Genomic DNA, 24,137 nt, shown 5'->3' with positions numbered 1-24,137 from the left:
AAGATAGCCGCACCAGAGGTGGGAAGTGAAGCTCGAGATTCTTGGTTGCAGTGGCGGTATCGGCCATGGTTTAAAAACAACAACTTTTTTAGTAGACGATTCCCTATTAATCGACGCCGGTACTGGTGTCGAACTATTAAAGATGGATCAGATGCTCGCTATTAAAGATGTTGTTATTACCCATGCTCATTTAGACCATATCATTGGCCTGCCTTTAATGTTGGCTACTATTTTTGATCAGCATAAAACACCTATCAATATCTATGCGCTTCCTGAGGTTGTAGAGGCTCTGAAGAGCCACATCTTCAACTGGACCATTTGGCCGGATTACACTTGTTTGCCAGAAGATAAACCGATCATCAAGCTACATACCGTTAACGTTGGTGATCAGCTATCTCTTCAGGGTAAAACCATTGAGGTGATCCCTGCTGAACATCCTACACCGACTGTTGGCTATTTAGTTTCAGATGGACAAGCCTCATTTGCCTTTAGTGGTGATACAGGTATCAATGACGCACTTTGGCCCATTCTAAACAAACAAAAGCCAGACCTACTTATCATCGATGTATCTTTTACCGATGAAGTTGATGAACTGGCTCGACTAAGTGGACACCTAACCCCTAGCCACCTTGCAAGCCAGCTTCAAAAGCTAACCCATCCAACACGCATAATGATTACCCACTTAAAACCAGGGTTCGAAGATACTATCATGCAACAGTGCCGCCGATTCTTGCCAGAATGGCAGATCGATCGTTTACACCACGGCGATATTATTAACTTATAGTGCTACATTCCTTCGGATGCACCCTCTAGTAAAATAGTTCCTGAAATTGAGACTGCAGTTCCACTATCTGTTTCACCAGAAGCCCCATAGCTAGTAACTACACCTTCTGCTCCAGCGCCTACAAAATCAATAGTCATAAGGCCATACAGATCAGTACCAGCACTTGTACAAGTACCATTTGTACAAGAACCCGTTAACTTAACGTCATTACCATTTAAGACATTTATCAAACTCATATCCGCGTTTGCATCGTCACGCAGTACATAATTACGGTTATCAACATTTGCCTCTATACCTATTTCAAGTAACTGTTCACTATCAAAATCAACACGGAAAAAGGTACCGTTTGTGCCGTCGAAGTCTACAAGCTGCCCTCCGGTTGCTCCCGTTTCAATTTGAGGAGCTGTATAACTCCCTATTGGAGAAGGAGAAGCCAAAGCTTTAAGGCGATAAACATAAGTACCTGTTTTCGCTAACACAGTAGAAGCTGGTGTCAGCTTATCGGCATACATAAAAGCAAAACTTCCAACTGTTTCTATCTCTGAACCATTTTCTACAACAGTGTAATCGGTATTCCAACGTCCCCAAGTGACATTTGTACCACCAATTTCTTTTGTTTGATTGTTCGACAGACCAGTAATACTTGAAGATCCAGTAAAGCCACAAGGATTACAGTTATTATCAGAGGACGAACTAGAATCTAGATAGAGGATACCTGTAACCACATCTCCTGTACCTATGGTTTTATCAACTGTAATAGCGGATTGACCATCAACAATTACTCGACCAGAGCTACCATTTAAACCTTTTACTGGATCTTTCTCTGTAAAAGCTACAGCGACTAAACTGCCCATAGGCGCTGCTTCACCAGTACCTGTTGGATTTGGTGACGCAAGAACAACTTCTTGGTTGTTATTGATTTCTGCTTGAGGATCGGAAGCTGGGACGGTGCTACCAGTACTATCACTCGTTGTTGAAGTAGTAGTATTTAGATCTAATGTTGTTGATGAATCCCCGCTATCTTCACTTACCGAAGTTTGCTCTGTAGTTTCAGAAATTAGCTCTTCTGAAGAAGACTCATCAGCATTTGTTCCTTCTTCAGATGTACCAGAAGATGATTCGTCTTGCTGCTCAGCCTCTTCCTCCGAAGATTCTTCAGAATCAGATGACTCGGCATTTTCTTCGGATGTTCCTGTTGATACCGGCGTTTTAAAGACATTAACAGAGCCACGTGCACCAACTAAACTAAATGAACGACCTGACGCAACATCTCGACTTCCACCTTGCTTAGCAGAAACATTAATTTCCCCTTGCCTTACCGACCCAGTAACACGATCGCCCGCTTTATCTACACTAAAATCAGTTCCTCGAATACCGATGGTGGCTACTACAGCATCCAGTTTGTAATCTTCTTTATCTTCCTTACCGATATTTCCCGAGATAGTACGCATCCCACCTTTCAGTAATTTATAGATCGCTTTACCCTCTTTAGGGTTAGCCTCATCAAAACGGTAATCCTCGATCTTAAATTCAGTATTTGGCTTTAATGACAAACGAGATCCATCAGTAAAACGTACCTGTAAACGCCCTTTAGTACTGGTTTTCAACAGATCATTGGCAAACACATCGGCCTGACGTTTTAGAGCACGCTCATTACCCGCTGTCGATACCGCCACATTTTGACCAAAACTAAGTATGACTTTGCCTACACTCTCAGCAGCTTGTGAAAAACTGCTGACTAAAAGCAATAAAGAGGTAAATATAAAGAGCTTCATAGATGATCACCTCAATGGAAGTTATAGCGCATACCAAGCATAACCTGCTGACGGTCATACTCGTAAAGCTCAATATTTGAATCGGATTTAGTAAAGCTGTAGTTCCCTAACACAACCCAAGAAGAACCTATAATCCACTCTACGTTTAGATTAGCTAACATATATTTATCATGGCGCTTCACACCATAAATCCAATCATTACCTGCATATTCACTGTCTTGGTAAGTAATTGAGGGGGTAAATTTCAGATTCTTAAGAGGGCTTAGTTGAACTCCAACATTGCCACCCCAAAAGACTCGATCTACCTGTCCATCCGACAGAATATTAGATTCATCCGGTGTTTCATTACCAATAAAGCCACCCACAAAATACAGTGGGTTCCACGCTCCCGTGCCAGCATAAAGGTAATTAACGCCTGCATTTAGCTGTAAAGCATCTTTCCAATCTGATTCATCATAAACAAGTGAATTAGCACCAACGAAGAATTTAGCAACTGAATTTGGGCTAACTTGCTTACTCCACTGACCATTCACACTAAACATATCGCGATACTGTTTACGATCTAACAGGTATTTTTGGAAAGAGAAGTTAATTTGAAACTGTTGATCATCCATTTTCCAAAGGTGGCCAGCGTTTAAACTGATGTTATTATAATCCTGCTCATCTTCCGTGTGATAGAAACGCATATCAGCTTGCGCCCCAAATAACAGGGTATTATCTGGGCTATAAGCATGCTCTATAAAACTTCCAAGACGAACCTGATTAAACTGGTCATCTTTACCTAGTGCATCATTACTTAAAATAACCACATTGGTTTGATCGTCAGGACCAGCGTTTAAATTACTATCATAACCAGCCCACACTTCTACAAAGCTGGTAAATTTAGTTGGAGGAACGGTCGTTTTCTTGTCGATCAAGGAGAGATATTGATCAATACGATTAGCAACTGCCGTAGGTGGATTAACCTTTTTTACTTGTAAGAAAAGCTGTTTTGCTTTTTCAAACTGGTTTAAAAGGTAATAACCTCGCGCTAATTCCAATTTAGCTAAGGAATTATTAGGCTCTAAAAAGATGACTCGCTCAAGCGCAAACACACCTTCACTGACACGTTTGCTATCGATCGCTGCAACACCATATTGCATATCGAAAGCAGGATCACCTTCCAACCCATCAAGATGAGTCAAAGCCAATTGGTAGGCTTGATCATACTTACCTTGGTCAACCAAATTTTTCAGATCAGTAACTGTGTCAGCCACCACAAATGAGGATAGGCAGTATAGGCCCGCAGCCAAATACTTATATAACTTGCTCACTCTTAATACTCTCCCAGCTTAAGAGGATATAAAAATTCAAACATTATCAATGTTTTGGGAATAGTGCCATCTCATGTCCACACTATTCGTAAGAATTTAGTATATAGAATCAATTAAGGGTAAGTATTTGGGCCACGATTTGGCGAAGGAGCGTTAGCTCCGCCTTGTTTAGGCGCAACATCCAGATTCAAATTCAGTCTCTCATTCGCATCTAATGCTGGAATCTGATTCTCCTCTGATCCTGACATTAAATCAGGCCCCATATCTTGGAGTAATTCAAACAGTTTGAAGGGGGTTTGGCGTATTTTTAAATTGCTACCATCTCCACCAAGAAAGAAATAACGCCCCACCTGAATAGGCGCTTTAATCGATTTATTGCCAACAACAATTTCACCCTCTAAAACATATCCATATAGACCCATTTGCGCCCTGGTTGTTTCTTGGCAGGTTTTATCACAATAAAACAGGGTGTAGTGAGTCCCTCTAACACCTATGGTCGCTATAGGAGTGTGAACTTTATAGTTTTCTTTGTTGTTATCACTGATAGCACCCGTCAAAGTTCTCAAACCGCCTTTTAATAGGCGATAAACCGATTTTCCATCTTCTGGTTTGTTTTTGCTGAAACGATATTCTTCAACGTTAAAGAAGGTATCAGGGCGTAAAGAGAGGCGTGATCCATCCGTAAAACGAATCTGCAAGCGTCCGCTAGGTCCAGTAGCAATGCTATCAAGAGAGTAAATTTCAGATTTCCGCTTCAACAGCCTAACATCGCTCTTAGGCAACTGAGCTGTATTGCTACCCACACTTAACAGTACGTGCCCAGCTTTTTCTGCAGACATTGCGCTTGGCGAAAACACAACAGCAACAACTATTGGCAGTAGCCACTTAATCATCGATCTAACTCCATTTATAAACTTCAAGCTTGTTTTCCAACCAGCAGTCAGTTTTGTAATCAGTGTAGCCAAGCTTTATCCAAATGATAAAACTTCAATCCTGCATCAATATTAGTTAACAAAAGTATGCTGTTTCAGTGTTTGTAGCTCGTCTCTATATTTAGCAGCCAACTCAAATTCGAGGTTTTTCGCCGCTTCATACATTTTATCTTCGATCTTAGTAATCGCTTTAGATAGCTCTTTTGGTGATAACTGCGCCGCTTCACCCACTTGATATTCTGCAGCCTGCTCAGCGACCTTTTTGGCTGTGCGAGAAGCCTTACGACCAGGAACAGTACTTGCACCTTCCATAATATCAGCCACCGATTTACTGATACTTTTCGGCACAATTCCATTCGCTTCGTTAAAGGCAATCTGCTTTTGGCGACGGCGTTCGGTTTCATCCATAGAACGCTGCATCGAACCGGTAATCTTATCGGCATACAAAATAGCTCTGCCGTTGACGTTACGTGCAGCGCGGCCAATTGTTTGAATCATGGATGTTTCAGAACGTAAGAAGCCTTCCTTATCCGCATCTAAGATTGTTACCAAAGACACCTCTGGCATATCGATACCTTCACGAAGGAGGTTAATGCCGACCAGAACATCAAACTCCCCGATCCGGAGATCACGGATAATTTCGACACGCTCAACTGTGTCTATATCTGAATGTAGGTAACGTACTCGAACATCATGTTCATCCAAATATTCGGTGAGATCTTCAGCCATACGCTTGGTTAAAACGGTAACGACAACACGTTCTTTCTTAGCTACCGTTAACCGTATCTCAGAAAGAAGATCATCCACCTGCGTTGACGCTGGGCGCACCTCAACCACAGGATCAATAAGTCCTGTCGGTCGTACCACCTGTTCCACCACCTGCTGCTGATTTTCTGCCTCGTATTTACTCGGTGTTGCTGATACAAAAATCATCTGCGGCGATTCACGCTCCCACTCTTCAAACTTCATCGGACGGTTATCCAAAGCCGAAGGCAAGCGGAAACCAAACTCAACCAATGTTTCCTTACGAGAACGGTCACCACGGTACATAGCGCCAATCTGTGGCACAGTAACATGGGATTCATCCAAGACCAGCAAGGCATTATCAGGAAGGTAATCAAACAAGGTCGGCGGTGCCGCGCCAGGATCACGACCTGACAGATAACGGGAGTAATTTTCTATACCCGAGCAGTAACCCAACTCCATGATCATCTCCATATCATAGAGGGTTCGCTGCTCTAGACGTTGAGCTTCGACAAGTTTGTTGTTTTCCCGCAGTTGCTCCAGACGCTCACGAAGCTCATCTTTAATTTTATCCACAGCAGCCAAAAGCGTTTCTCGGGGCGTTACATAATGGCTCTTCGGATAAATAGTTGCCCGTGGCACACGCCGTAATACTTCACCGGTCAAAGGATCGAAATAACTAATCTCTTCGATCTCTTCATCGAATAACTCAATGCGAACCGCTTCTTTCTCCGATTCTGCAGGAAAAATATCAATAACATCACCACGTACTCGATAATTACCACGGTGAAGTTCAACATCATTACGTGTGTATTGCAGCTCTGCAAGGCGACGCAGAATGGCACGTTGATCGATAATTTCGCCACGATCTACATGCAGCATCATGCCTAGATATGACTTCGGGTCACCCAAACCATAGATCGCCGAAACAGTCGCCACAATGATGGCATCATCTCGTTCCAACAACGCTTTAGTTGCTGACAGACGCATCTGCTCGATATGGTCATTTATCGAAGCATCTTTTTCGATGAAGGTATCAGAAGAAGGAACATAGGCCTCCGGTTGATAGTAATCGTAATAAGATACGAAATACTCAACCGAATTATCTGGAAAGAACTCTTTAAACTCCCCGTATAACTGGGCAGCCAACGTCTTATTGTGGGCCATGATAATGGTAGGTCGCTGAACCTGAGCAATCACATTGGCAATAGTGAACGTTTTACCTGAGCCCGTTACACCCAAAAGAGTTTGCGAAGCTAAACCACTATCAATGCCATCAACTAACTCTTTAATGGCCTGTGGTTGATCGCCTGCGGGCGTAAACTTCGAGTGGACTTTAAATCGTTCTTTCATTCTGCGACCCAATTTCGAGCAAAGCTGAGCATTATATCTCAGCAGCTGCTACTTTTACTTGCATAAATACGTATTAAAAAGACCGCTCTTAAGAGAAAAAAGTTTCCTTTAATCAATTTATTGATCTGAAAAGGTATTTTTTCGCTCAAACAGGATTCATGCGGGCTATTGTTTGCTGTATCATGTGCGGGTTTGGAAACTCCCTGCTAACACAATATTTAAAGCGGGATTTCTGCTGATTAATGTCGGTATCTGCACTGCAGATATTCTTATCGAGGAACTTAGGCTTGAACGTTCAACTTTCAGACCGCGTCAACAACATCAAACCTTCTCCAACGCTGGCGGTTACTAACCGTGCAGCTGAACTGCGCGCGGCAGGTAAGAACATTATTGGCCTGGGCGCTGGCGAGCCCGATTTTGATACTCCGGATCATATCAAACAGGCTGCCATCCAGGCGTTGAATGAAGGTTTCACAAAATACACCGCTGTAGATGGTACACCGGCATTAAAGACAGCCATTATTAACAAATTCAAGAGCGATAACGGTCTTGAATATGCTGCTAACCAGATTCTTGTTTCTTGTGGTGGTAAGCAAAGCTTCTTTAACCTATCTTTAGCCCTGCTAAATGAAGGTGATGAAGTCATCGTACCAGCACCGTACTGGGTATCTTACCCAGACATGGTAAAAATGGCGGATGCTGTCCCTGTGATTGTAACGACAACTCAGGAACAACGCTTCAAGATGACTGCTGAGCAACTAGAAGCAGCAATTACAGATAAGACACGTTTAGTCGTACTAAACAGCCCTTCAAACCCAACAGGTGTTGCTTACACCTTGGAAGAATTGAAAGCGCTAGCTGAAGTACTTCTTAAACACCCGCAAGTTTTGGTTGCGACTGATGATATGTATGAGCACATCCGTTTTAACGATGAGCCATTCGTAAACATCCTTAACGCTTGCCCAGAGCTTTACGATCGCACAATTGTGCTAAACGGTGTATCCAAAGCATACTCTATGACTGGTTGGCGTATCGGCTATGCTGCTGGTCCACTTGCATTGATTGGCGCAATGAAGAAGATCCAATCTCAGAGTACATCTAACCCAACTTCCATTGCACAAGTTGCAGCACAAGCAGCACTTGAAGGCTCTCAAGATTGTGTAGCTGAGATGGTTGTAGCATTTAAAGCACGCCACGAATATGTTGTTAACACACTAAACAATATCAACGGCGTTAGCTGCATCCCTGCTGATGGTACATTCTACGCATTCCCAAGCTTCCAAGAAGTAATCGATAACGATGATCGTTTTGCTAACGATATCGAATTGGCTGAATTCCTTCTAAACGAAGCGGGCGTTGCTCTTGTACCAGGTTCTGCATTTGGTGCGCCGGGTAATATGCGCCTATCTTTTGCAACTAGCATGGAAGTATTAGAAGACGCATTGGGTCGTATCCGCAAAGCATTAGAAGCTTAAGCGAGTCCTTGATCTAAAAAACCGAGCCTCAGTGCTCGGTTTTTTTCTGCCTAATGAAAATATATTGATATCTGTACTTTTCTTAGTAAGAACTTGAACCTTATCATCTGAAGTGACTCAGATATTTGTTCACTGTTTGGGAGACTTGTTAATGTTGGACAAATTAACTTGCCTTAGCCGTTCTGCTTTTTTCTGGTTAAGCTTAATTTTCATCGGCGTCAGCATGGAGGCAATTGCCCTCTATTACCAGTACGCTTTGGACTACTACCCTTGTGTCTTATGCATCCATATTCGCATCTGGCTTTTCGCTCTTATCATCGTCGCTACATTCGGACTCTTTACGCGTAAACATGGATGCCTGAGTAAGCTAAGTCACTTGCTAACACTCGTAGTCGGTATTGGTCTCGTTGAACGCTCATGGAAAACCCTAGCAGTAGAGCGCAACTGGATAGTAGATAGCTGCAGTATGGACAGCGGTCTGCCTAACTGGTTTGCACTGGATCAATGGATCCCATCGGTTTTTGCTCCTTGGGAGCCTTGCGGTTATACCCCTGAACTACTGTTTGGTATCACTATGGCGGAAGGCTTAATGGCATTTTCTACACTGTTGGCAGCAACAGCAGCCGTTTTCTTCGCACTGCAGTTTAGATCAACCCGATCTAGCTGAATTACTAATTATTAAAAAGGCGAACACTTAATAGTGTTCGCCTTTTTTATTAGTAGCTAAGCGTAAGCTTGGAACTTCTCATCCAAAGGAGTCTGCGCTATGTAATTTACATAGTTACTCATCACCTTTTGAGACAATCCCAAAATAATTCCTAACAGATGCTTTTGCTCATAACCTGCCGCGAAGAAATGATTCAGCTGTTCATCAGAGATCCGACCACGCTCTCGAACAATCGCTAACGTTGTGTCATGCAGTGTTTGCAACTTGGGCGTAGGTAGAGCTGTTTTATTCCTTAATGCTTCATTTACAGCGGGATCGACTTTCATCATGTCTGCAATCAGGCTGTGTGCAGGCACACAATACTCACAACCATGTTCTACATTAATTGTCTGCCAAACCACTGTTAACTCGGCTGCATTAAAGTCAGTTTGTTGAAATAAGGTATGTAATTGTTGATAAGCTTCCAGCACAACAGGCTCTTCACCTAACACAGCATGAAGGTTTGGGATCATGCCAAAATTTTTCAACGAGTTTTCAAAAAGCGCTTTCGTCCCTTGAGGGGCTGATTCCATTGTATGTAATTTGAATTTACTCATCATATCTCCATTTTCTAATCGATTTTGTCTACGCTAGAACGCCTTCCCCACAAAAACAGATCAAGCCAATCATATTTGAACAACTGTTCACGTTTAGAACCATAACTAGAACTGAATACTTGTTCAAGATAAAATATGAACAGATGTTCAAAAAAATTAGATCTCTATGGTTAATACAGTTAAATACGATCGCGAGCAGGTGATTCAAAAAGCAACGCATCTGTTCTGGGCAAAAGGTTTTCACGCAACCTCTATGCGTACTATCCAAGAGTGCATCGATATGCGCCCCGGTAGTATTTACGCGTGCTTTGGTAGTAAGGAAGGGCTATTTAAAGAGACTCTAAATTACTATACCGATGCGATGTTGAAGCGACTAGAAAGCGTCGAAGAGAGACAAACATCTCCCCTGTTGACCCTAAAAGAGTTTATTTTTACGTCTGCGCTCGATAACAATCAAAACCGTCCGAATGAGATGTGCATGCTGGTAAAAACCATCTCAGAGCTCAGCACCGAAAATACAGAGCTCCTAGAGGAAGCACGGAGATTGATGAAGGTAATGGAAAATGCATTTGCGCGCTTACTAGATCAAGCTAAGCAGCAAGGAGAGTTAGAAACTCAACAAGATGCTAACCGTCTTGCTCGGTTCTTACAAATGCAACTGATCGGAGTTCGCTCTTACTCAAGAGTTAATAATCAAGCTGAGATTAAAGACCTGATAGAAGATGCATTTAGTTGTTTAAACTAAGCATTTTTCGCTACGCAAAGTAGTACAAAAATCTCTAAGTTCTCAGCATTAAAAATGTCCTAAGAGCTTAATTCAAGAGCTTTTAACCCCTTTCACTAAACGCCAATTTCATACCTAGCAAAGCAAAACTGCCAGCAAAAAGCTTTTGCATCATCTGGCTAATTTTTTCAGACCCAACAACAAATTCGCTAAACCGCCCTGCCAAAAAGCCATAAATTACAAACACAGCAAAGGTCATCATCATAAAGATAAGACCCAACACAAACATGTTCATTAATGGCGAGCCAACTTCAGGCGAGACAAACTGCGGTAAAAAGGCGAGAAAGAAAATCGACAACTTAGGATTTAAGATATTGATTAAAAAACCTTTCATAGCAATACCGCTATATTTGGCTTCTTTCTCTTTCTGATCTAATGCAAGAGAAGCTGATGAACGCCACATCGACCAAGCTAAATACAATAGGTAAGCAACCCCGACGAATTTAACAACCTGAAACGCCACTGCACTGGCATGAAAAATCGCTGCTAATCCCAAAATGCTCGCCAAGAGTGACGGTACAATACCGATGGTACAGCCTAATGCCGCAAATAAGCTTGCACGTTTACCGATAAATAACCCTGTGGCTACTGTATAGAGAACACCGGTTCCAGGAATCAATACCACGATAAGAGAAGTAATCAAAAACTCAAGTGAGATCATTCTACTACGTCCATCAAATTTTTAAGCTTGGCTTGTGCTGAATGATACGCTCTTAGGGCTATCAAAAACAAATAACCTTATGTATCAGTAAACCCGAATTTTACTTTTCAATTCTTTACACATAATTACATTGTTAACTGATTACAGATCTTTAGAATAGGCTTTCCATACTTCTAAAGACTAAGATCGGGTCTACCTATGTTTAAGAAATCTTATCTGGCTGTTTTTATGCTTTGCGCTGCTGCTTTCCAAGTAAATGCTCAAGGAATGCCTGCAGAGGTAGTAACAGTTAAAACTCAAACGTTAGATAAGAAAATCTCTGCCATTGGTACTTTGCAAGCCAATGAATCTATTATGCTTCGCCCTGAACAAAGCGGCCGTATAGAAAAAATTCTCTTTAAAGAAGGCCAGCGAGTAGATCAAGGCACTCCCCTATTCAAGCTGGATAGTTCAATCTACCAAGCAGAATTAAAAGAAGCGCAAGCGCGAGTCCAATTAAGCCGCACAGATTATGACCGTGCTCGAAGTCTACTAAAGAAGAAAGTAGGTTCAGTACAAGAACGTGACAGCAGTTTAGCCCAACTTCGTGTCGACCAAGCTCAAGAAGCATTAGCGCAAGCACGTTTAGATAAGATGACCTTAAACGCACCCTTTACAGGTTTTACAGGCTTGCGCTTGGTAAGCCCTGGCGATTATGTAAATCAGGGTGAAGATCTGGTCGAGCTTACTGATTTAAGCACAATGAAGTTAGATTTCCGTGTGCCTGAGATTTATCTATCCGAGCTACAGCCGGGCCGTCAACTTAACATCAAAGTTGATGCGTTACCGGGCGAACAAATCGCTGGTGAGGTATACGCTGTGTCTCCAAGCTCTGACAGCAGCGCCCACAACATTCAGGTGCGTGCGCAAATTCCAAATACTGAAGGCAAATTGCGCCCAGGCCTTTTTGCACAAGTAGACCTACTAGTTGACCAACAAACAACTGTAGTTATTCCAGAACAAGCGATCATTCCTAAAGATGGCGGCTTTTTCGTGATGACAGTTCAAGAAGGTAAAGTGGCAATGGCCCCAGTTACTTTGGGACAACGCCGTCCGGGTATTGTACAAATCATCTCAGGCCTTAAAGAAGGTTCGGTTTTGATTACTGCGGGACAAATTAAACTGTTCCCGGGCATGCCTGTAACACCAATCTTTACAGATGGCACACAGCCAGCTAAGGCTGAACCAGCCCAAGAAGAAGCACAGCCTCAGAAAGGTAAAACTGAAGGACAGGATAAATAATTATGATTCTGTCTGAAATCAGTATTAAACGCCCCGTATTAGCGACGGTAATGAGCATACTGGTCCTACTAGTGGGCCTACTTGCTTATGATCGATTAACCGTTCGAGAGTACCCAAAAATCGATCTGCCGGTGATTACGGTTGAGACCACCTACCCCGGTGCAAATGCATCGATTATCGAAACACAGGTTACTCAGATCATAGAAGACTCCCTCTCCGGTATTGAGGGTATCGACTTTATGAACTCGATTAGCCGAACAGAAAATTCGCAGATTAGTATCACGTTCAAAATAGATCGTGATCCTGATTCTGCAGCAGCAGATGTTCGAGATAGAGTCAGTCGCGTTATTGGCCAACTACCGGATGATGTGGATCCACCGGTGGTTGCGAAAACAGAAGCTGATGCACAACCTATTATCTGGCTTGCCTTCAACTCTGATCGCCATAACATCATGGAAGTATCGGATGTCGCCGACCAACAGGTGAAGGATCAGCTACAGACCGTATCTGGCGTGGCCAACGTTATTATCTTTGGTGAACGTAAATATGCGATGCGTATCTGGCTTAACCCTGCACGTATGGCTGCGTTCAAGGTTATTCCTAAAGATATTGAGGAAACGCTAAGTCGCCAGAACATTGAGATTCCGGCTGGACGAATTGAAAGTAAAGAGCGTGAATTTACACTACTTGCCAGAACTGACGTTAACGATATAGAAGCCTTTAAACAGCTCATTATTCGCAATGAAGAAGGCTATCCAGTTCGTATTCAAGATGTAGCAAGGGTTGAAATCGCACCAGAGAACGTTAGACGTATCACACGTTATAAAGGTGAAAGCGCGGTTGCATTGGGTGTAGTAAAACAATCCACAGCTAACCCGCTAGATGTATCTTCTGGTATTCGTGACAAATTAGACAAGCTACGCCCGACATTACCTGAAGGCATGAATGTTGAGGTGGCTTATGACTCTTCGGTCTTTATCGATGAGTCAATTCAATCGGTATATACCACGCTGATCCAAGCAGGCATTTTGGTTGTGCTAGTGCTGTTTTTCTTCCTTCGTAATATCCGAGCCACCCTGATTCCGGTCGTTACTATCCCACTCTCGTTGGTAGGTGCATTTGCGATGATGTACTGGATGGATTTCAGTATTAACACCTTGACCTTACTCGCACTGGTCTTAGCAATCGGTTTGGTTGTAGACGATGCCATTGTGATGCTGGAGAACATCTATCGACATGTAGAAGCTGGAGAAAACCCAATACAAGCTGCATTTAAAGGTGCGAAAGAGATTGGATTTGCTGTATTAGCAACAACAGTAGTGCTAGTCGCAGTATTTGCGCCAGTTGCTTTTTCCGAAGGCCGAACAGGCAAGCTATTTACCGAATTTGCTCTGACCCTTGCAGGCGCTGTAGTCGTTTCAACCTTTGTGGCTTTGACTTTATCACCAATGATGGCGTCACGACTGCTTAAACATGAAACTCGACACAGTGCTATTTTTAATCTGATTGAAAGCTTCCTTCAGGGAATCACTAATCGCTACCAGGCGTTACTGAATAAACTGCTTAGCTCTCGGCTACTTGCGATCATCATTATGGTGGCAAGTTTTGGTGGCGCAGCTTACTTTTATACTCAGCTGCCTCAAGAACTGGCACCCTATGAAGATAGAGGTACGATTCTAAACTTTGCTATCGCTCCAGATGGCTCATCCGTCGATTATATTGATCGTTATACCCGCCAGATAGAAGCGACTATCAGCCAAACACCTGAAACAGTGCGTTACTTTGCTGTGGTGGGTTTCCCATCTGAAACCAACGCCATGGTGTTCCAAGGCTTAGAGCGCTGGGAAGATCGTGATCGCAAACAGCAAGCAATTGGCCAAGAACAAACACCGAAGCTCTATGGCGGTATCCCAGGCATTATGAGTTTTTCTCTTAACTTACCTTCTCTAGGTCAGAGCTTTATCTCTCGCCCTGTCGAATTTATTGTTAAGACCAATGGTACTTATGACGATCTAAAAGTGATTACCGATCAATTAATGGCGAAGATCTATGGCAATAAAGGCTTCGCTCAACCTGATTCGGATCTCAAACTAAACAAGCCTGAATTCCAGATCGATGTAAAACGCGACAAGCTATCTGAAATGTCAGTCGATGTCGCAGATCTGGGTAGAACCCTAGAAAGCTATATGGCGGGTCGCGAAGTCACACGATTTAAACGCGCCGGTGAACAATACGAAGTTATTGTCAAAGTTGATGATCAGCAACGCCGTGACCCAAGTGACTTAACCGATCTATACATGCGTAATCAAAATGGTGAGATGGTTCAGTTCTCAAACCTTGTGGAACTACGTGAAACCGTTGCACCACGTGAGCTTAACCACTTTGATAAAGTTAAGGCGGTTAAGATACAAACCCAGCTCGCTCCAGGCTACAGCTTAGGTGAAGCACTTAGCTTCCTAGAACAAAGTCTTCAAGAAATAGCACCTCAAGCGACCTATGATTACACAGGGCCTTCGCGTGAGTTCAAACAGTCTAGCAGCAGTATGCAAGTGACTTTTGCACTGGCATTGATTGTCGTATTTCTTGTACTGGCAGCGCAGTTTGAAAGCTTTAAAAACCCGATGATTATTATGCTATCTGTGCCACCTGCCGTATTTGGTGCTCTTTTTGCGCTACATTTCAGTGGTGGTTCTCTTAGTGTTTACAGTCAAATTGGTTTGATCACCCTTGTTGGACTGGTGACCAAACATGGTATTCTGATCGTAGAGTTTGCAAATCAGCTTCAAGATCAAGGGCGAGACCTACGCAGCGCGATCATTGAAGCGGCATCATTGCGTTTACGCCCTATATTGATGACCACGGGCGCAACAGTGTTAGGTGCCGTTCCTTTGGCCATAGCCATGGGCGCAGGTGCTGAATCGCGTCACCAGATCGGCTGGGTTATTGTTGGCGGAATGACATTCGGTACGTTATTAACCCTTTTTGTCATTCCTACCGTATATAGTTACTTAGGTAAGCGAACTTTCAAGGAAGTTCAGCCAGAACAAGTTTAAGGATATTTAACTTCATGAATATAAAGCAGCTTTTTCAGGTTTCGTGTCTTTCTCTAGCTGTCAGTAGCGTTTCTGCAGGCGAATTAGCAGATATCTACCAACTCGCTTTGGCTAATGATCCACAATTGAAAGCGGCGCAAGCATCGTTTAATGCTGGTAAAGAGATCGAAATCCAAAATCGTTCCAGTTTGCTGCCGAATGTTAATTTGAGCGCAAACACCACAACGATTGATTCTGATACAGCTGATTACAATAACCACGGCTATACCCTGTCCCTTAGCCAGCCGGTATTTAATGCGGCGGCTTGGTTTACCTTTAAACAAGGCCAGGTGATTTCTGAACAAGCAGCACTGCAGTTTGAATTGGAGCAGCAAATATTAATCAACCGTACCGTAGAAGCTTATCTTGGTGTGCTTAGGGCTAAAAGTGACCTACAAACCTCTGAAGCCCAAGAGCGAGCAATTAAACGTCGCTTAGATCAGGTTAATGCTCAATATGATGTAGGTTTGATCGCCAATACAGATGTACAAGAAGCGCAGGCATCTTATGATAATGCTCGTGTTGCTCGTATTGCCGCTGAAGGTGATTTGGAAAACAGTTACGAAGCTTTAGAACGTTTAACAGGTCAAGGGTTTGATACGGTTGGTCAATTGTCTGAAGAGTACCCAATTGAAGAACCTGTTCCTGTACAAGCTCAACCTTGGTTAGAAAAAGCTTGGAAAGGTAACCTAGCTCTACAATTGGCTGATCGAGCATCTGAAGCAGCACGCCAAGCAGCAAAAGCTGGTCGTGCGGGTCATTACCCAACCTTAAGCTTTACCGCTAATTATGATTACGATAATGGTACTGCAATCAGCGATGACAGCACTGATACCTCTTCTATCGGATTATCGCTTTCCGTACCGATTTATTCTGGTGGTTCAGTAAGCTCACGTAGTCGAGAACTGGAACAACGTTTGATTGAAAATCAGTTTAACCGTGAAGATACGCTACGTGAAGTAACTCAGACAACACGAAGTCTATTGAGAAATCTACGTACTGGCGCTTTAAGCGTTCAAGCACTTCAGCAAAGTATTAAATCGAGCAAAACCGCTCTGGAAGCAACTGAAGAAGGCTACAAAGTAGGTACGCGTAATGTCGTAGATGTTCTCCAGGCAGAACAACAGCTTTATGCAGCTCAACGGGATTATGCCAATGCACGTTTCAACTTTGTGCAGAACCTCATCACCTTCAAGCAGCAGTTAGGCACACTTAACCCTGAGGATATAAATGAGCTCGACAGCTGGCTTAATTAATCAGCTATAACAATAACGGGTGCTTAGGCACCCGTTATTCGTTAAGGGCTTGTATGGGTAAATGAATATTTAATCTATTCATAATTTATAGATATAGTTAGTTGTAAGCATCAAAAAACTGCTAACTAAGTAAAGCGCACCTAATTTAATCCAATTTGTACCTAGGATTAACGTTTCTCAAAGGAGCTTGTTTTGAAACAGATCATTTTAGCCACACTTCTTACCGCTTTAGCTGCGTCCCCCTTCACAGCTTATGCTAACGAGAAACCATTGCCTGCAGTCTTAGTACATAAGGTTCAAACCTCAGATTTGACCCCAACGTTTAAACTCGTTGGTCGTATTGAAGCAACTCAAAGAGTAAATTTATTAGCGCGCGTATCTGGCTTTTTAGAAGACCGCTTGTTTACAGAAGGTCGCGATGTCGAAGCTGATCAGGTGCTGTTTAAGGTAGAAAAAGCTAACTATGAAATCGCACTAAAACAAGCTGAAGCCGATCTAGCTTCTGCCAGAGCAGGATTAAAAAATGCGCAAACCAACCTCAATCGTGTAAGCCAACTACGCAAACGCAAAGCGGCTTCGCAATCTCAAGTCGATCAGGCGGTAGCAGACCGAGATCAATCCCGCGCACAAGTTTTAAAAGCAGAAGCCGGTTTAAAGAAAGCAGAGCTCAACCTTAGTTATACCGAGATTAAATCGCCATTCAGTGGTCGTATCGGTAAAGCGAACTTTTCAGTGGGTGATCTGATCAGCCCCGAAAGCGGCGTTCTAGCTACAGTAGTAAAAATCGATGAGGTCTATGTAGAAATGGCCGTCAGCGAAAAGCTAATGCTGGATGCTCGCCGTAAAGGGATCGACCTAGATAACCCACCTGTTGCACCTCGGCTCATTCTGTCTGATGGCAGCGTTTATGAACAACAAGGTCGATTCGATTTTATTTCCCCCGAGGTGGATCCAAACACCGATACAATCACACTCCGTGCTACCTTCGAAAACCCTAAATACTTGTTATTACCAGGCGAGTTCGTACACGTCGAAATCAAAAGAAAACAACCGGAAATAGGTATTCAAATCCCGCAATCTGCCGTTCAACGTGATCGTGATGGCTACTTTGTACTTGAGGTTGATCAGCAGAATAAAGTGACGGTTACCCGGGTAGAAATGGGACCTCAAGTCGAAGGTAAATGGCAAGTTCTCGAAGGCCTGGATCAAGGTGATCTAATCATCACTGAAGGGCTGCAAAAGGTTAAACCGGGCATTCAAGTTAATGCGGTAGCGGAGTAAACCATGTTCTCGATTTTCTTTATCAATCGGCCTAAGTTTGCTCTGGTCATATCCATTGTGTTGATGATTGCCGGTGGATTGGCGATCTACGGTCTACCCGTAGCTCAGTTCCCAGATATCACACCACCAAAAGTACAGGTCAAAGCTAAATACCCAGGTGCCAATGCCGAAGTGGTTGAACAAGCCGTGGCTACGCCTATCGAGGCTCAAGTCAATGGTGTTGACAATATGCTGTACATGTCCTCTACATCAGCTAACGACGGCAGCTATTCTTTAGATATCACGTTCGCAGTCGGCACAGATCCTGATCAAGCAGCTATCAATGTACAAAATCGTGTTGCTTTAGCCGAAGCATCTTTACCGCAAGAAGTTGTTCGTCAAGGCGTAACAACCAAGAAACAAGCAACTAACATGCTATTGGTGATTAACCTATATTCACCTGAAAATACGTACGACGAACTATTTTTAAGTAACTACGCCACGCTATATGTACAAGATGCTTTGGCGCGAATTAATGGGGTCGGGTCCGCATCACAGTTCAGCCCAATGGATTACGGTATGCGAGTCTGGTTAGACCCTAACCGCCTAGAGGCGCTAGGACTTTCACCTAAAGACGTCAGCAACGCTATCTCTCAACAAAATATCCAAGCGTCCGTAGGTATTATTGGTCAACCACCGCTTACGCAAAATCAACAGTTCCAATACAACCTACGTGCTAAAGGTCGCTTAGAATCAGTAGAAGAGTTTGAGAATATTATCCTTCGCACGGGCGAAAACGGCGCTTCTGTTCGTTTACGTGATGTGGCAAGGGTAGAGCTGGGTTCACAAAGCTACAGCGCCTCTTCAATTATGAATGGCAACCCAGCAGCGACTGTTGCGATCTATCAAAGCCCGGGTGCGAACGCACTTGAAGTTGCTGATAATGTCTATGCTGAGCTTGAACGTCTCAGTGAGCGTTTCCCTGATGATATGGAATACGCCATTCTGTACAACACCACGCTTTCAGTAAAAGCATCACTACAAGAGGTGGTAGAAACCCTATTTATTACCTTTGGTTTGGTAGTACTTGTTACCTTCCTATTCCTTGCAGATTGGCGTGCTACTCTGATTCCATCAGCCACCATTCCAGTATCTTTGATCGCAACCTTTGCCGTGCTTTCGGTACTTGGCTTTAGCATCAATACCATCTCTCTATTTGCCCTAATCTTGGCAATCGGCATTGTGGTAGATGATGCAATCGTTGTCGTTGAAAACGTCAAACGTCATATGCAAGAAGGCTTGTCAGCCAAAGAAGCAACCACTGTCTCGATGAAAGAAGTTATCGGACCAGTGATCGCGACAACCCTAGTACTGTTAGCAGTATTTGTACCTGTTGCCTTCATGCCAGGTATTACCGGTAAATTGTATACCGAGTTTGCGGTTACTATCTCTGTAGCAGTGTGCTTCTCGTCACTAAATGCCCTGACTCTCTCCCCTGCGCTTTGCTCGCTGCTTCTAAAACCAGCTACTGAACCAACCGGAGTATTTAAAAAGTTCGATCAGCTAATCGACTGGACACGTCGAGGCTATGTAAAGAAAGTTAACTTTCTAAATAAACGCCTAGTGTTAAGCATGGGTCTGATGGCTGCTATGGGTGGTGGTGTCTACCACATGTTCAGTACCACGCCTACGGGCTTCCTTCCTTATGAAGATAATGGTGCCTTCTTTGTTAACGTGCAGCTACCTGATGGAGCCTCGCTTAACCGTACCGACGAAATAGTGGCGCAGATCGACAAAATACTTGAGGAACAGCCAGGCGTAGAAAACCGTATCGGCATTAAAGGCTTTAGTATCTTAGGTGGTGCAGCACCAAATGCTGCGCTTGCAATTCCAGTGCTTTCCCACTGGGATGAACGTACTGCACCGGAAATGGCCTGGTACAAAATTTTACGGGAACTGAATCAGAAGTTAGCAGCGATCCCTGGTGCCAACATTATGGCCTTCCCTACACCGCCAATTCCAGGCTTGGGGAACGCAGCAGGCCTAGAAGCAATCCTATTAGATCTGAAAAATGGCTTACCTCAGGACCTTGCTCGCGCGACAAATTCACTCATATTCGCAGCAAATCAGAAGGCTGAGTTTGCCCGCGTTTACTCCACCTATTCTGCAAATGTTCCGCAATTGGAATTAATTGTAGATAGAGACAAAGCGCTCTCCTTAGGTGTTTCGATGAGTGACCTCTTCGGGACTTTACAATCTCAACTTGGAACTCAGTATGTTAACGATTTCAATATCTTCGGCCGCAACTACCGCGTTATGCTGCAGGCAGATTCTGAATTTAGAGACAACATCGATGATCTAAACAGCCTAAATGTTAAAAGCAATCAAGGCCATTTAGTCCCAATCAGTGCACTTGTCGAAGTCAAACCGGTGCTTGGTCCACAATCATTAACTCGTTATAACCAATCACGCTCTGCAGCTATAACAGCTACACTTGCTCCAAGTATAGCGACGGGTGACGGTATCCAGCTTATGGAACAGCTCGCTAAAGATACTTTGCCTGATGGTTACGTCCTAGAATGGACAGGTAGTACTCAGCAAGAGCAAGAAGCAGGCGGTTTTGTCATTATTATCATTTCGCTGGCTATTCTATTCGCTTACCTATTCCTCGTAGCACAATATGAAAGCTGGACCATTCCTGTAGCAGTCATGTTATCTATTACTGTCGCAATTTTAGGCGCGATTCTGCCACTTTGGCTGATTCCGGGTTTAACCAACAATCTATATGCCCAGATTGGTATGGTTATGCTAATTGGCCTCGCTAGTAAATCAGCCATTCTAATTGTGGAATTTGCTAAGCAATTGCGTGAAGAAGGCAAAGGAATTATCGAAGCAGCTAATGAAGCGGCAAACCTGCGTTATCGTGCTGTCCTAATGACTGCATTCTCTTTCATCCTAGGTGTAATGCCTTTGCTAATGGCTTCTGGCGCAGGTGCAGCAAGCCGTATATCGATTGGTTTTGTTGTGTTTGGCGGTATGCTTCTAGCGACAGTGATCGGCATATTCTTTATTCCTGTCCTCTTCGTTGCAATGCAGACACTACGTGAAAAAGTTAAAGGAAAATCTGCTTCAGACAGTGCCCAAACAGGAGACTCAACATGAAAAAATTAATTTTTATGGGCTTTGCTGCGCTGATGTTAGCAGGCTGTCAATCCAAACCATCTATGCCTGAAGGAGCTTTGGTTTGTAAAGAACCACGCCCGCAAATGTGTACGATGGATTACACACCTGCGTGCGGTCATCGCGCTGATGGCACGGCTAAAACCTATTCCAATAGCTGTTCTGCTTGTGCAAAAGCTGAAGTCAGCTTTGTTGTAACCGGTGAATGTAAGGAATAAGAAAAACATAATTTAGCCGAGTAAGCCCCGCTTACTCGGTCAAGCCCTCTATTCACACCTAAATCCCGAATAAATTAATATCAACTAGACTGTTAGATGTTATTCACAATATGACTGACGAAAGGACATGGTACATAGGGGATCAGGCTTTAGATTCTTTTTTTATCTGATTGGCTTCAGCGCTATCTTTCTGGCGTTTATTTATACTTCCGTTTTTTCCTATCAACAATATGCTAATTTACGCGCCGAATTAACCACTGCCAACAGCAACAATGACGTACAGCTACGAGCCGCTATGGCAATGCGCGCAGCCGTCCGAGAAAGAGCTATTCTTCTCTGGCAGATGACATTACTTGAAACTCCTGAAGCAAGAAAACAGCTCTTCAATACGTTTTATAGTCAGGGTAGTGAATATCACAAATCACGTTTAACCCTATTAAACACTGAGCTAGATCCTCCCGAACAGAACATAATTGCCAAGCTAGATAAACAAACCGCAAATCGATTCCCAGAATTACGAACTTTCACAGAACTACTCACTAATAATCGCTTTCAAGACTTTCGCCTAGAACTAAGTAAAGTACTAAAAGACAAAACAACTATTGCCGGCCTCCTGGACCAATTTATCACGTTGCAACAAGCGCAGAATGAAAAGGTTTGGCAAGATTCTGCTCACAAAATGGACGAGGTATTGTCTGAACTGATAACCAGAATGGTATTGATAATATTGGGAGGGTTTATGTTTGCCTTATATGTCATGGTTACAACCTCTAAGCAGAACAAATTGATTAGGATTGCCAATCAAGAGCTTCACCACCTCGCCTGCCACGATAACCTAACTGGACTTCCTAATCGGAGATTTTTACTTCACCAGCTTGAGATTGTGCTCGCAGCAGCAAAACGTAAACAACATAAGGCAGCCATTATATTTATTGATCTTGATGACTTTAAACCGATTAATGACACCTACGGTCATGATATCGGCGATCAATGCCTTCAAAATATTTCAAATCGCATTTCCGAAGTCATTAGAGGTTCAGACATGTTAGGCCGTTTAGGAGGAGATGAGTTTTTACTTATTTTGTCTGAAATTGACTCCTCAACCCAAGCCATAGCTGTAATTCAAAAGCTCTTAGAAATAATTAACAAGGAGCTACTAGTCGATGGACAAATAACCCACATCTCTGCAAGCATCGGTTTATATATCTACGCTTTAGAAGACATAAATGCGGAGGAAGCTATAACCTTGGCAGATAAAGCAATGTATCAAGCCAAGAAAATGGGCAAAAATCAGTTTTACATTATTTAGTAATCAACATTAAACCTTACGAAAGAATGAACACTTCTGGGCTATATTGATACCCCACTCAGAACTGCTAAAATTGCGGGCCTGATTCTTAAGGTGCCCATCATGTCTGATATCTCTTCACTATCTCAACTTCTTCGCCAGAGTGGCGGTCAGGTCCGTTTTTTTGATATGGGCCGTCGTGTACAAAAACTCTCAACCGAGCAATTTGAAAAGATAGAGAACCAACAGACACCTTATCCTTATCCATATCTTCAACACGCATGGATAGCGTTAATGATCTGGAATCCAAAAAATAAAGAACAAGGCGCAGCGTGGTTTCTAAAGTTGCCTTTGGATGAGCAAGGCTTTTTAATTCAAGCGGTCCGGGATGACCTTCTTAGCCGTTTACTTAAAAATGCCGGCGGTATCCTACAACATGAAAAAACAGGTGAAATGCCAGAGGATGCTTTAAAAGACAATCCTTTCTCATTCAAACCTGATCAGGAAAAAATGGCACTATTCCATGCCTATTCTACACTGGCATCAAGCGAACCAGCTTCACAATACTATGAACATGCAGAACAGTATTTTGCAGGTCAAATTGGTTTTGATAATTGGCAATCTCTAGGTTATCAAGGAATTGCCGATCTAGTAATTCGTCACGAAAAAGGCAATAACAAAAAATTGTTAACTAAAGCGATTCCGCTGCTACCGGATGTACCTTTCGAAGTATTGTGTACCTGCGTGGAAAGCATTGAACCGGACCACCAACTGTTTGAGGCTCTAAGCTTACGTGCTGAACAAACATTGGATCGTGGGACAGCAAGCGCCAATCATATCGCAGCCATTACACGCGGCATCTCAAATGCGCGTAATACACCAAGAAAGCAAGAGATCATCAATAAAATTCTGGAAAGCGATTATGCCCTAGAGGCAGAAGTGATCGTTTCAATTGCTACGCGTTGTCATGAAACACTGCAGGAACCAGCAACACTTCACATATTTTTAGAAAAGCTTGCCATCGGCAAAGCAGGCCAAGCGGGCTTCTCTCGCGTATTGTCCGACCTGATGTTTATGCCAGCACTACGTGCACTTATCCTAATGCAATTCCGTAACGAAGATCGTAGCGAAGCCTTGAGCCAAGCTATTGGCGAAATGTTCGGCGCCAACTTCAAGTAACTATTCTACGGCTGAAACTGTCTGCATGAATCAAAGAGGTTTCGGCCCTTCTCCCTTTCGGTAGTTCTCTTTATTTTTCATCAAGCTACCAACAAATCAGACTACAGAGTCCGATTTCCTTTCTATACTGAACTTACGACTACTTTAGACAATGCTCAAAGGTGTTCTTATTAACGTTCTCTAGAGTGGTATTAGAAGCACTTGATAGTCTATGACTAGACATACATGACTTTTGGACATAAGAATTGGAACTGAAAAGCACTATTTTTACCTAGTTCTAACACTTTAATATTTCTAAA

The 24,137-nt window shown here is 43.2% G+C and carries 18 protein-coding genes; 12 read left to right on the top strand and 6 right to left on the bottom strand.

Annotated features, from left to right (window positions below):
• The first annotated feature begins 25 nt into the window (after positions 1-25).
• Complete coding sequence (locus tag ACMXYR_RS04480) at positions 26-784, top strand: MBL fold metallo-hydrolase (RefSeq protein WP_415903081.1); 759 nt, start codon at positions 26-28, stop codon at positions 782-784.
• Between the two features lie 2 nt (positions 785-786).
• Here the strand turns inward: ACMXYR_RS04480 and ACMXYR_RS04475 are convergent, their stop codons facing one another.
• From ACMXYR_RS04475 to uvrB, 4 genes are all read right to left on the bottom strand, one after another.
• Positions 787-2,559 carry a FecR domain-containing protein gene (locus ACMXYR_RS04475; RefSeq protein WP_415903080.1) on the bottom strand — a complete coding sequence of 591 codons (1,773 nt, stop codon included), beginning with the start codon at positions 2,557-2,559 and terminating at the stop codon, positions 787-789.
• Positions 2,560-2,570: 11 nt separating this feature from the next.
• Positions 2,571-3,872, bottom strand: coding sequence for a surface lipoprotein assembly modifier (locus ACMXYR_RS04470; RefSeq protein WP_415903079.1), 1,302 nt, complete (start codon positions 3,870-3,872; stop codon positions 2,571-2,573).
• Between the two features lie 113 nt (positions 3,873-3,985).
• Positions 3,986-4,765, bottom strand: coding sequence for a FecR domain-containing protein (locus ACMXYR_RS04465; protein WP_415903078.1), 780 nt, complete (start codon positions 4,763-4,765; stop codon positions 3,986-3,988).
• Positions 4,766-4,876: 111 nt separating this feature from the next.
• Positions 4,877-6,901, bottom strand: a complete 2,025-nt coding sequence (gene uvrB, locus ACMXYR_RS04460) for an excinuclease ABC subunit UvrB (protein ID WP_415903077.1) — start codon at positions 6,899-6,901, stop codon at positions 4,877-4,879.
• 287 nt (positions 6,902-7,188) lie between these two features.
• Between uvrB and ACMXYR_RS04455 the strand changes: the two genes are divergently transcribed.
• The gene (locus ACMXYR_RS04455; protein ID WP_415903076.1) at positions 7,189-8,376 is read left to right on the top strand and encodes a pyridoxal phosphate-dependent aminotransferase; all 1,188 of its coding nucleotides are present in this window, start codon (positions 7,189-7,191) and stop codon (positions 8,374-8,376) included.
• 151 nt (positions 8,377-8,527) lie between these two features.
• The gene (locus ACMXYR_RS04450; protein ID WP_415903075.1) at positions 8,528-9,043 is read left to right on the top strand and encodes a disulfide bond formation protein B; all 516 of its coding nucleotides are present in this window, start codon (positions 8,528-8,530) and stop codon (positions 9,041-9,043) included.
• Between the two features lie 56 nt (positions 9,044-9,099).
• Here ACMXYR_RS04450 and ACMXYR_RS04445 read toward each other — a convergent pair whose 3' ends face one another.
• Positions 9,100-9,639 (bottom strand): carboxymuconolactone decarboxylase family protein, encoded by a 540-nt coding sequence (locus ACMXYR_RS04445; protein ID WP_415903074.1) that lies wholly within the window; start codon positions 9,637-9,639, stop codon positions 9,100-9,102.
• A gap of 166 nt (positions 9,640-9,805) precedes the next feature.
• On the opposite strand from ACMXYR_RS04445, the gene ACMXYR_RS04440 reads away from it, so the two are divergent.
• Positions 9,806-10,384, top strand: coding sequence for a TetR/AcrR family transcriptional regulator (locus ACMXYR_RS04440; protein WP_415903073.1), 579 nt, complete (start codon positions 9,806-9,808; stop codon positions 10,382-10,384).
• 82 nt (positions 10,385-10,466) lie between these two features.
• On the opposite strand, the gene ACMXYR_RS04435 is transcribed toward ACMXYR_RS04440, so the two are convergent.
• Positions 10,467-11,084 (bottom strand): LysE family translocator, encoded by a 618-nt coding sequence (locus tag ACMXYR_RS04435; RefSeq protein WP_415903072.1) that lies wholly within the window; start codon positions 11,082-11,084, stop codon positions 10,467-10,469.
• Positions 11,085-11,282: 198 nt separating this feature from the next.
• Here ACMXYR_RS04435 and ACMXYR_RS04430 point away from each other — a divergent pair, with 198 nt between their 5' ends.
• The 8 genes from ACMXYR_RS04430 (at position 11,283) to ACMXYR_RS04395 (ending at position 23,838) form a co-directional block, all read left to right on the top strand.
• Positions 11,283-12,365: an efflux RND transporter periplasmic adaptor subunit gene (locus ACMXYR_RS04430; RefSeq protein ID WP_415903071.1), complete on the top strand. Its 1,083-nt coding sequence runs from the start codon at positions 11,283-11,285 to the stop codon at positions 12,363-12,365.
• A 2-nt stretch (positions 12,366-12,367) separates the two neighbouring features.
• The gene (locus ACMXYR_RS04425; RefSeq protein ID WP_415903070.1) at positions 12,368-15,418 is read left to right on the top strand and encodes an efflux RND transporter permease subunit; all 3,051 of its coding nucleotides are present in this window, start codon (positions 12,368-12,370) and stop codon (positions 15,416-15,418) included.
• 14 nt (positions 15,419-15,432) lie between these two features.
• Entirely contained in the window at positions 15,433-16,713 is a 1,281-nt protein-coding gene (locus tag ACMXYR_RS04420) for a TolC family outer membrane protein (RefSeq protein WP_415903069.1), read from the top strand.
• Positions 16,714-16,905: 192 nt separating this feature from the next.
• Complete coding sequence (locus ACMXYR_RS04415; RefSeq protein ID WP_415903068.1) at positions 16,906-17,994, top strand: efflux RND transporter periplasmic adaptor subunit; 1,089 nt, start codon at positions 16,906-16,908, stop codon at positions 17,992-17,994.
• A gap of 3 nt (positions 17,995-17,997) precedes the next feature.
• Positions 17,998-21,135: an efflux RND transporter permease subunit gene (locus ACMXYR_RS04410; protein WP_415903067.1), complete on the top strand. Its 3,138-nt coding sequence runs from the start codon at positions 17,998-18,000 to the stop codon at positions 21,133-21,135.
• On the top strand, positions 21,132-21,371 hold the full coding sequence (locus tag ACMXYR_RS04405; RefSeq protein WP_415903066.1) for a hypothetical protein: 240 nt from the start codon (positions 21,132-21,134) through the stop codon (positions 21,369-21,371). Before ACMXYR_RS04410 ends, ACMXYR_RS04405 begins: the two co-directional genes overlap by 4 nt.
• A gap of 127 nt (positions 21,372-21,498) precedes the next feature.
• Positions 21,499-22,680, top strand: a complete 1,182-nt coding sequence (locus ACMXYR_RS04400; protein ID WP_415903065.1) for a diguanylate cyclase domain-containing protein — start codon at positions 21,499-21,501, stop codon at positions 22,678-22,680.
• A gap of 102 nt (positions 22,681-22,782) precedes the next feature.
• Positions 22,783-23,838: a DUF3549 family protein gene (locus tag ACMXYR_RS04395; protein ID WP_415903064.1), complete on the top strand. Its 1,056-nt coding sequence runs from the start codon at positions 22,783-22,785 to the stop codon at positions 23,836-23,838.
• The last annotated feature ends 299 nt before the right edge of the window (positions 23,839-24,137 follow it).

Source organism: Neptuniibacter sp. QD29_5, assembly GCF_047778125.1.
Lineage (GTDB): Bacteria > Pseudomonadota > Gammaproteobacteria > Pseudomonadales > Balneatricaceae > Neptuniibacter.
Note: the sequence above shows the minus strand (reverse complement) of the source record. Positions and strands in the feature narration are given on the sequence as shown.

Bases quoted from the DNA above. Each gene is read 5' to 3' on its own strand.
- ACMXYR_RS04475 (WP_415903080.1), bottom strand. From the start codon at position 2,559: ATGAAGCTCTTTATATTTACCTCTTTATTGCTTTTAGTCAGCAGTTTT.
- ACMXYR_RS04465 (WP_415903078.1), bottom strand. From the start codon at position 4,765: ATGATTAAGTGGCTACTGCCAATAGTTGTTGCTGTTGTGTTTTCGCCA.
- uvrB (WP_415903077.1), bottom strand. From the start codon at position 6,901: ATGAAAGAACGATTTAAAGTCCACTCGAAGTTTACGCCCGCAGGCGAT.
- ACMXYR_RS04450 (WP_415903075.1), top strand. From the start codon at position 8,528: ATGTTGGACAAATTAACTTGCCTTAGCCGTTCTGCTTTTTTCTGGTTA.
- ACMXYR_RS04445 (WP_415903074.1), bottom strand. From the start codon at position 9,639: ATGAGTAAATTCAAATTACATACAATGGAATCAGCCCCTCAAGGGACG.
- ACMXYR_RS04440 (WP_415903073.1), top strand. From the start codon at position 9,806: ATGGTTAATACAGTTAAATACGATCGCGAGCAGGTGATTCAAAAAGCA.
- ACMXYR_RS04435 (WP_415903072.1), bottom strand. From the start codon at position 11,084: ATGATCTCACTTGAGTTTTTGATTACTTCTCTTATCGTGGTATTGATT.
- ACMXYR_RS04430 (WP_415903071.1), top strand. From the start codon at position 11,283: ATGTTTAAGAAATCTTATCTGGCTGTTTTTATGCTTTGCGCTGCTGCT.
- ACMXYR_RS04425 (WP_415903070.1), top strand. From the start codon at position 12,368: ATGATTCTGTCTGAAATCAGTATTAAACGCCCCGTATTAGCGACGGTA.
- ACMXYR_RS04420 (WP_415903069.1), top strand. From the start codon at position 15,433: ATGAATATAAAGCAGCTTTTTCAGGTTTCGTGTCTTTCTCTAGCTGTC.
- ACMXYR_RS04410 (WP_415903067.1), top strand. From the start codon at position 17,998: ATGTTCTCGATTTTCTTTATCAATCGGCCTAAGTTTGCTCTGGTCATA.
- ACMXYR_RS04405 (WP_415903066.1), top strand. From the start codon at position 21,132: ATGAAAAAATTAATTTTTATGGGCTTTGCTGCGCTGATGTTAGCAGGC.
- ACMXYR_RS04400 (WP_415903065.1), top strand. From the start codon at position 21,499: ATGGTACATAGGGGATCAGGCTTTAGATTCTTTTTTTATCTGATTGGC.
- ACMXYR_RS04395 (WP_415903064.1), top strand. From the start codon at position 22,783: ATGTCTGATATCTCTTCACTATCTCAACTTCTTCGCCAGAGTGGCGGT.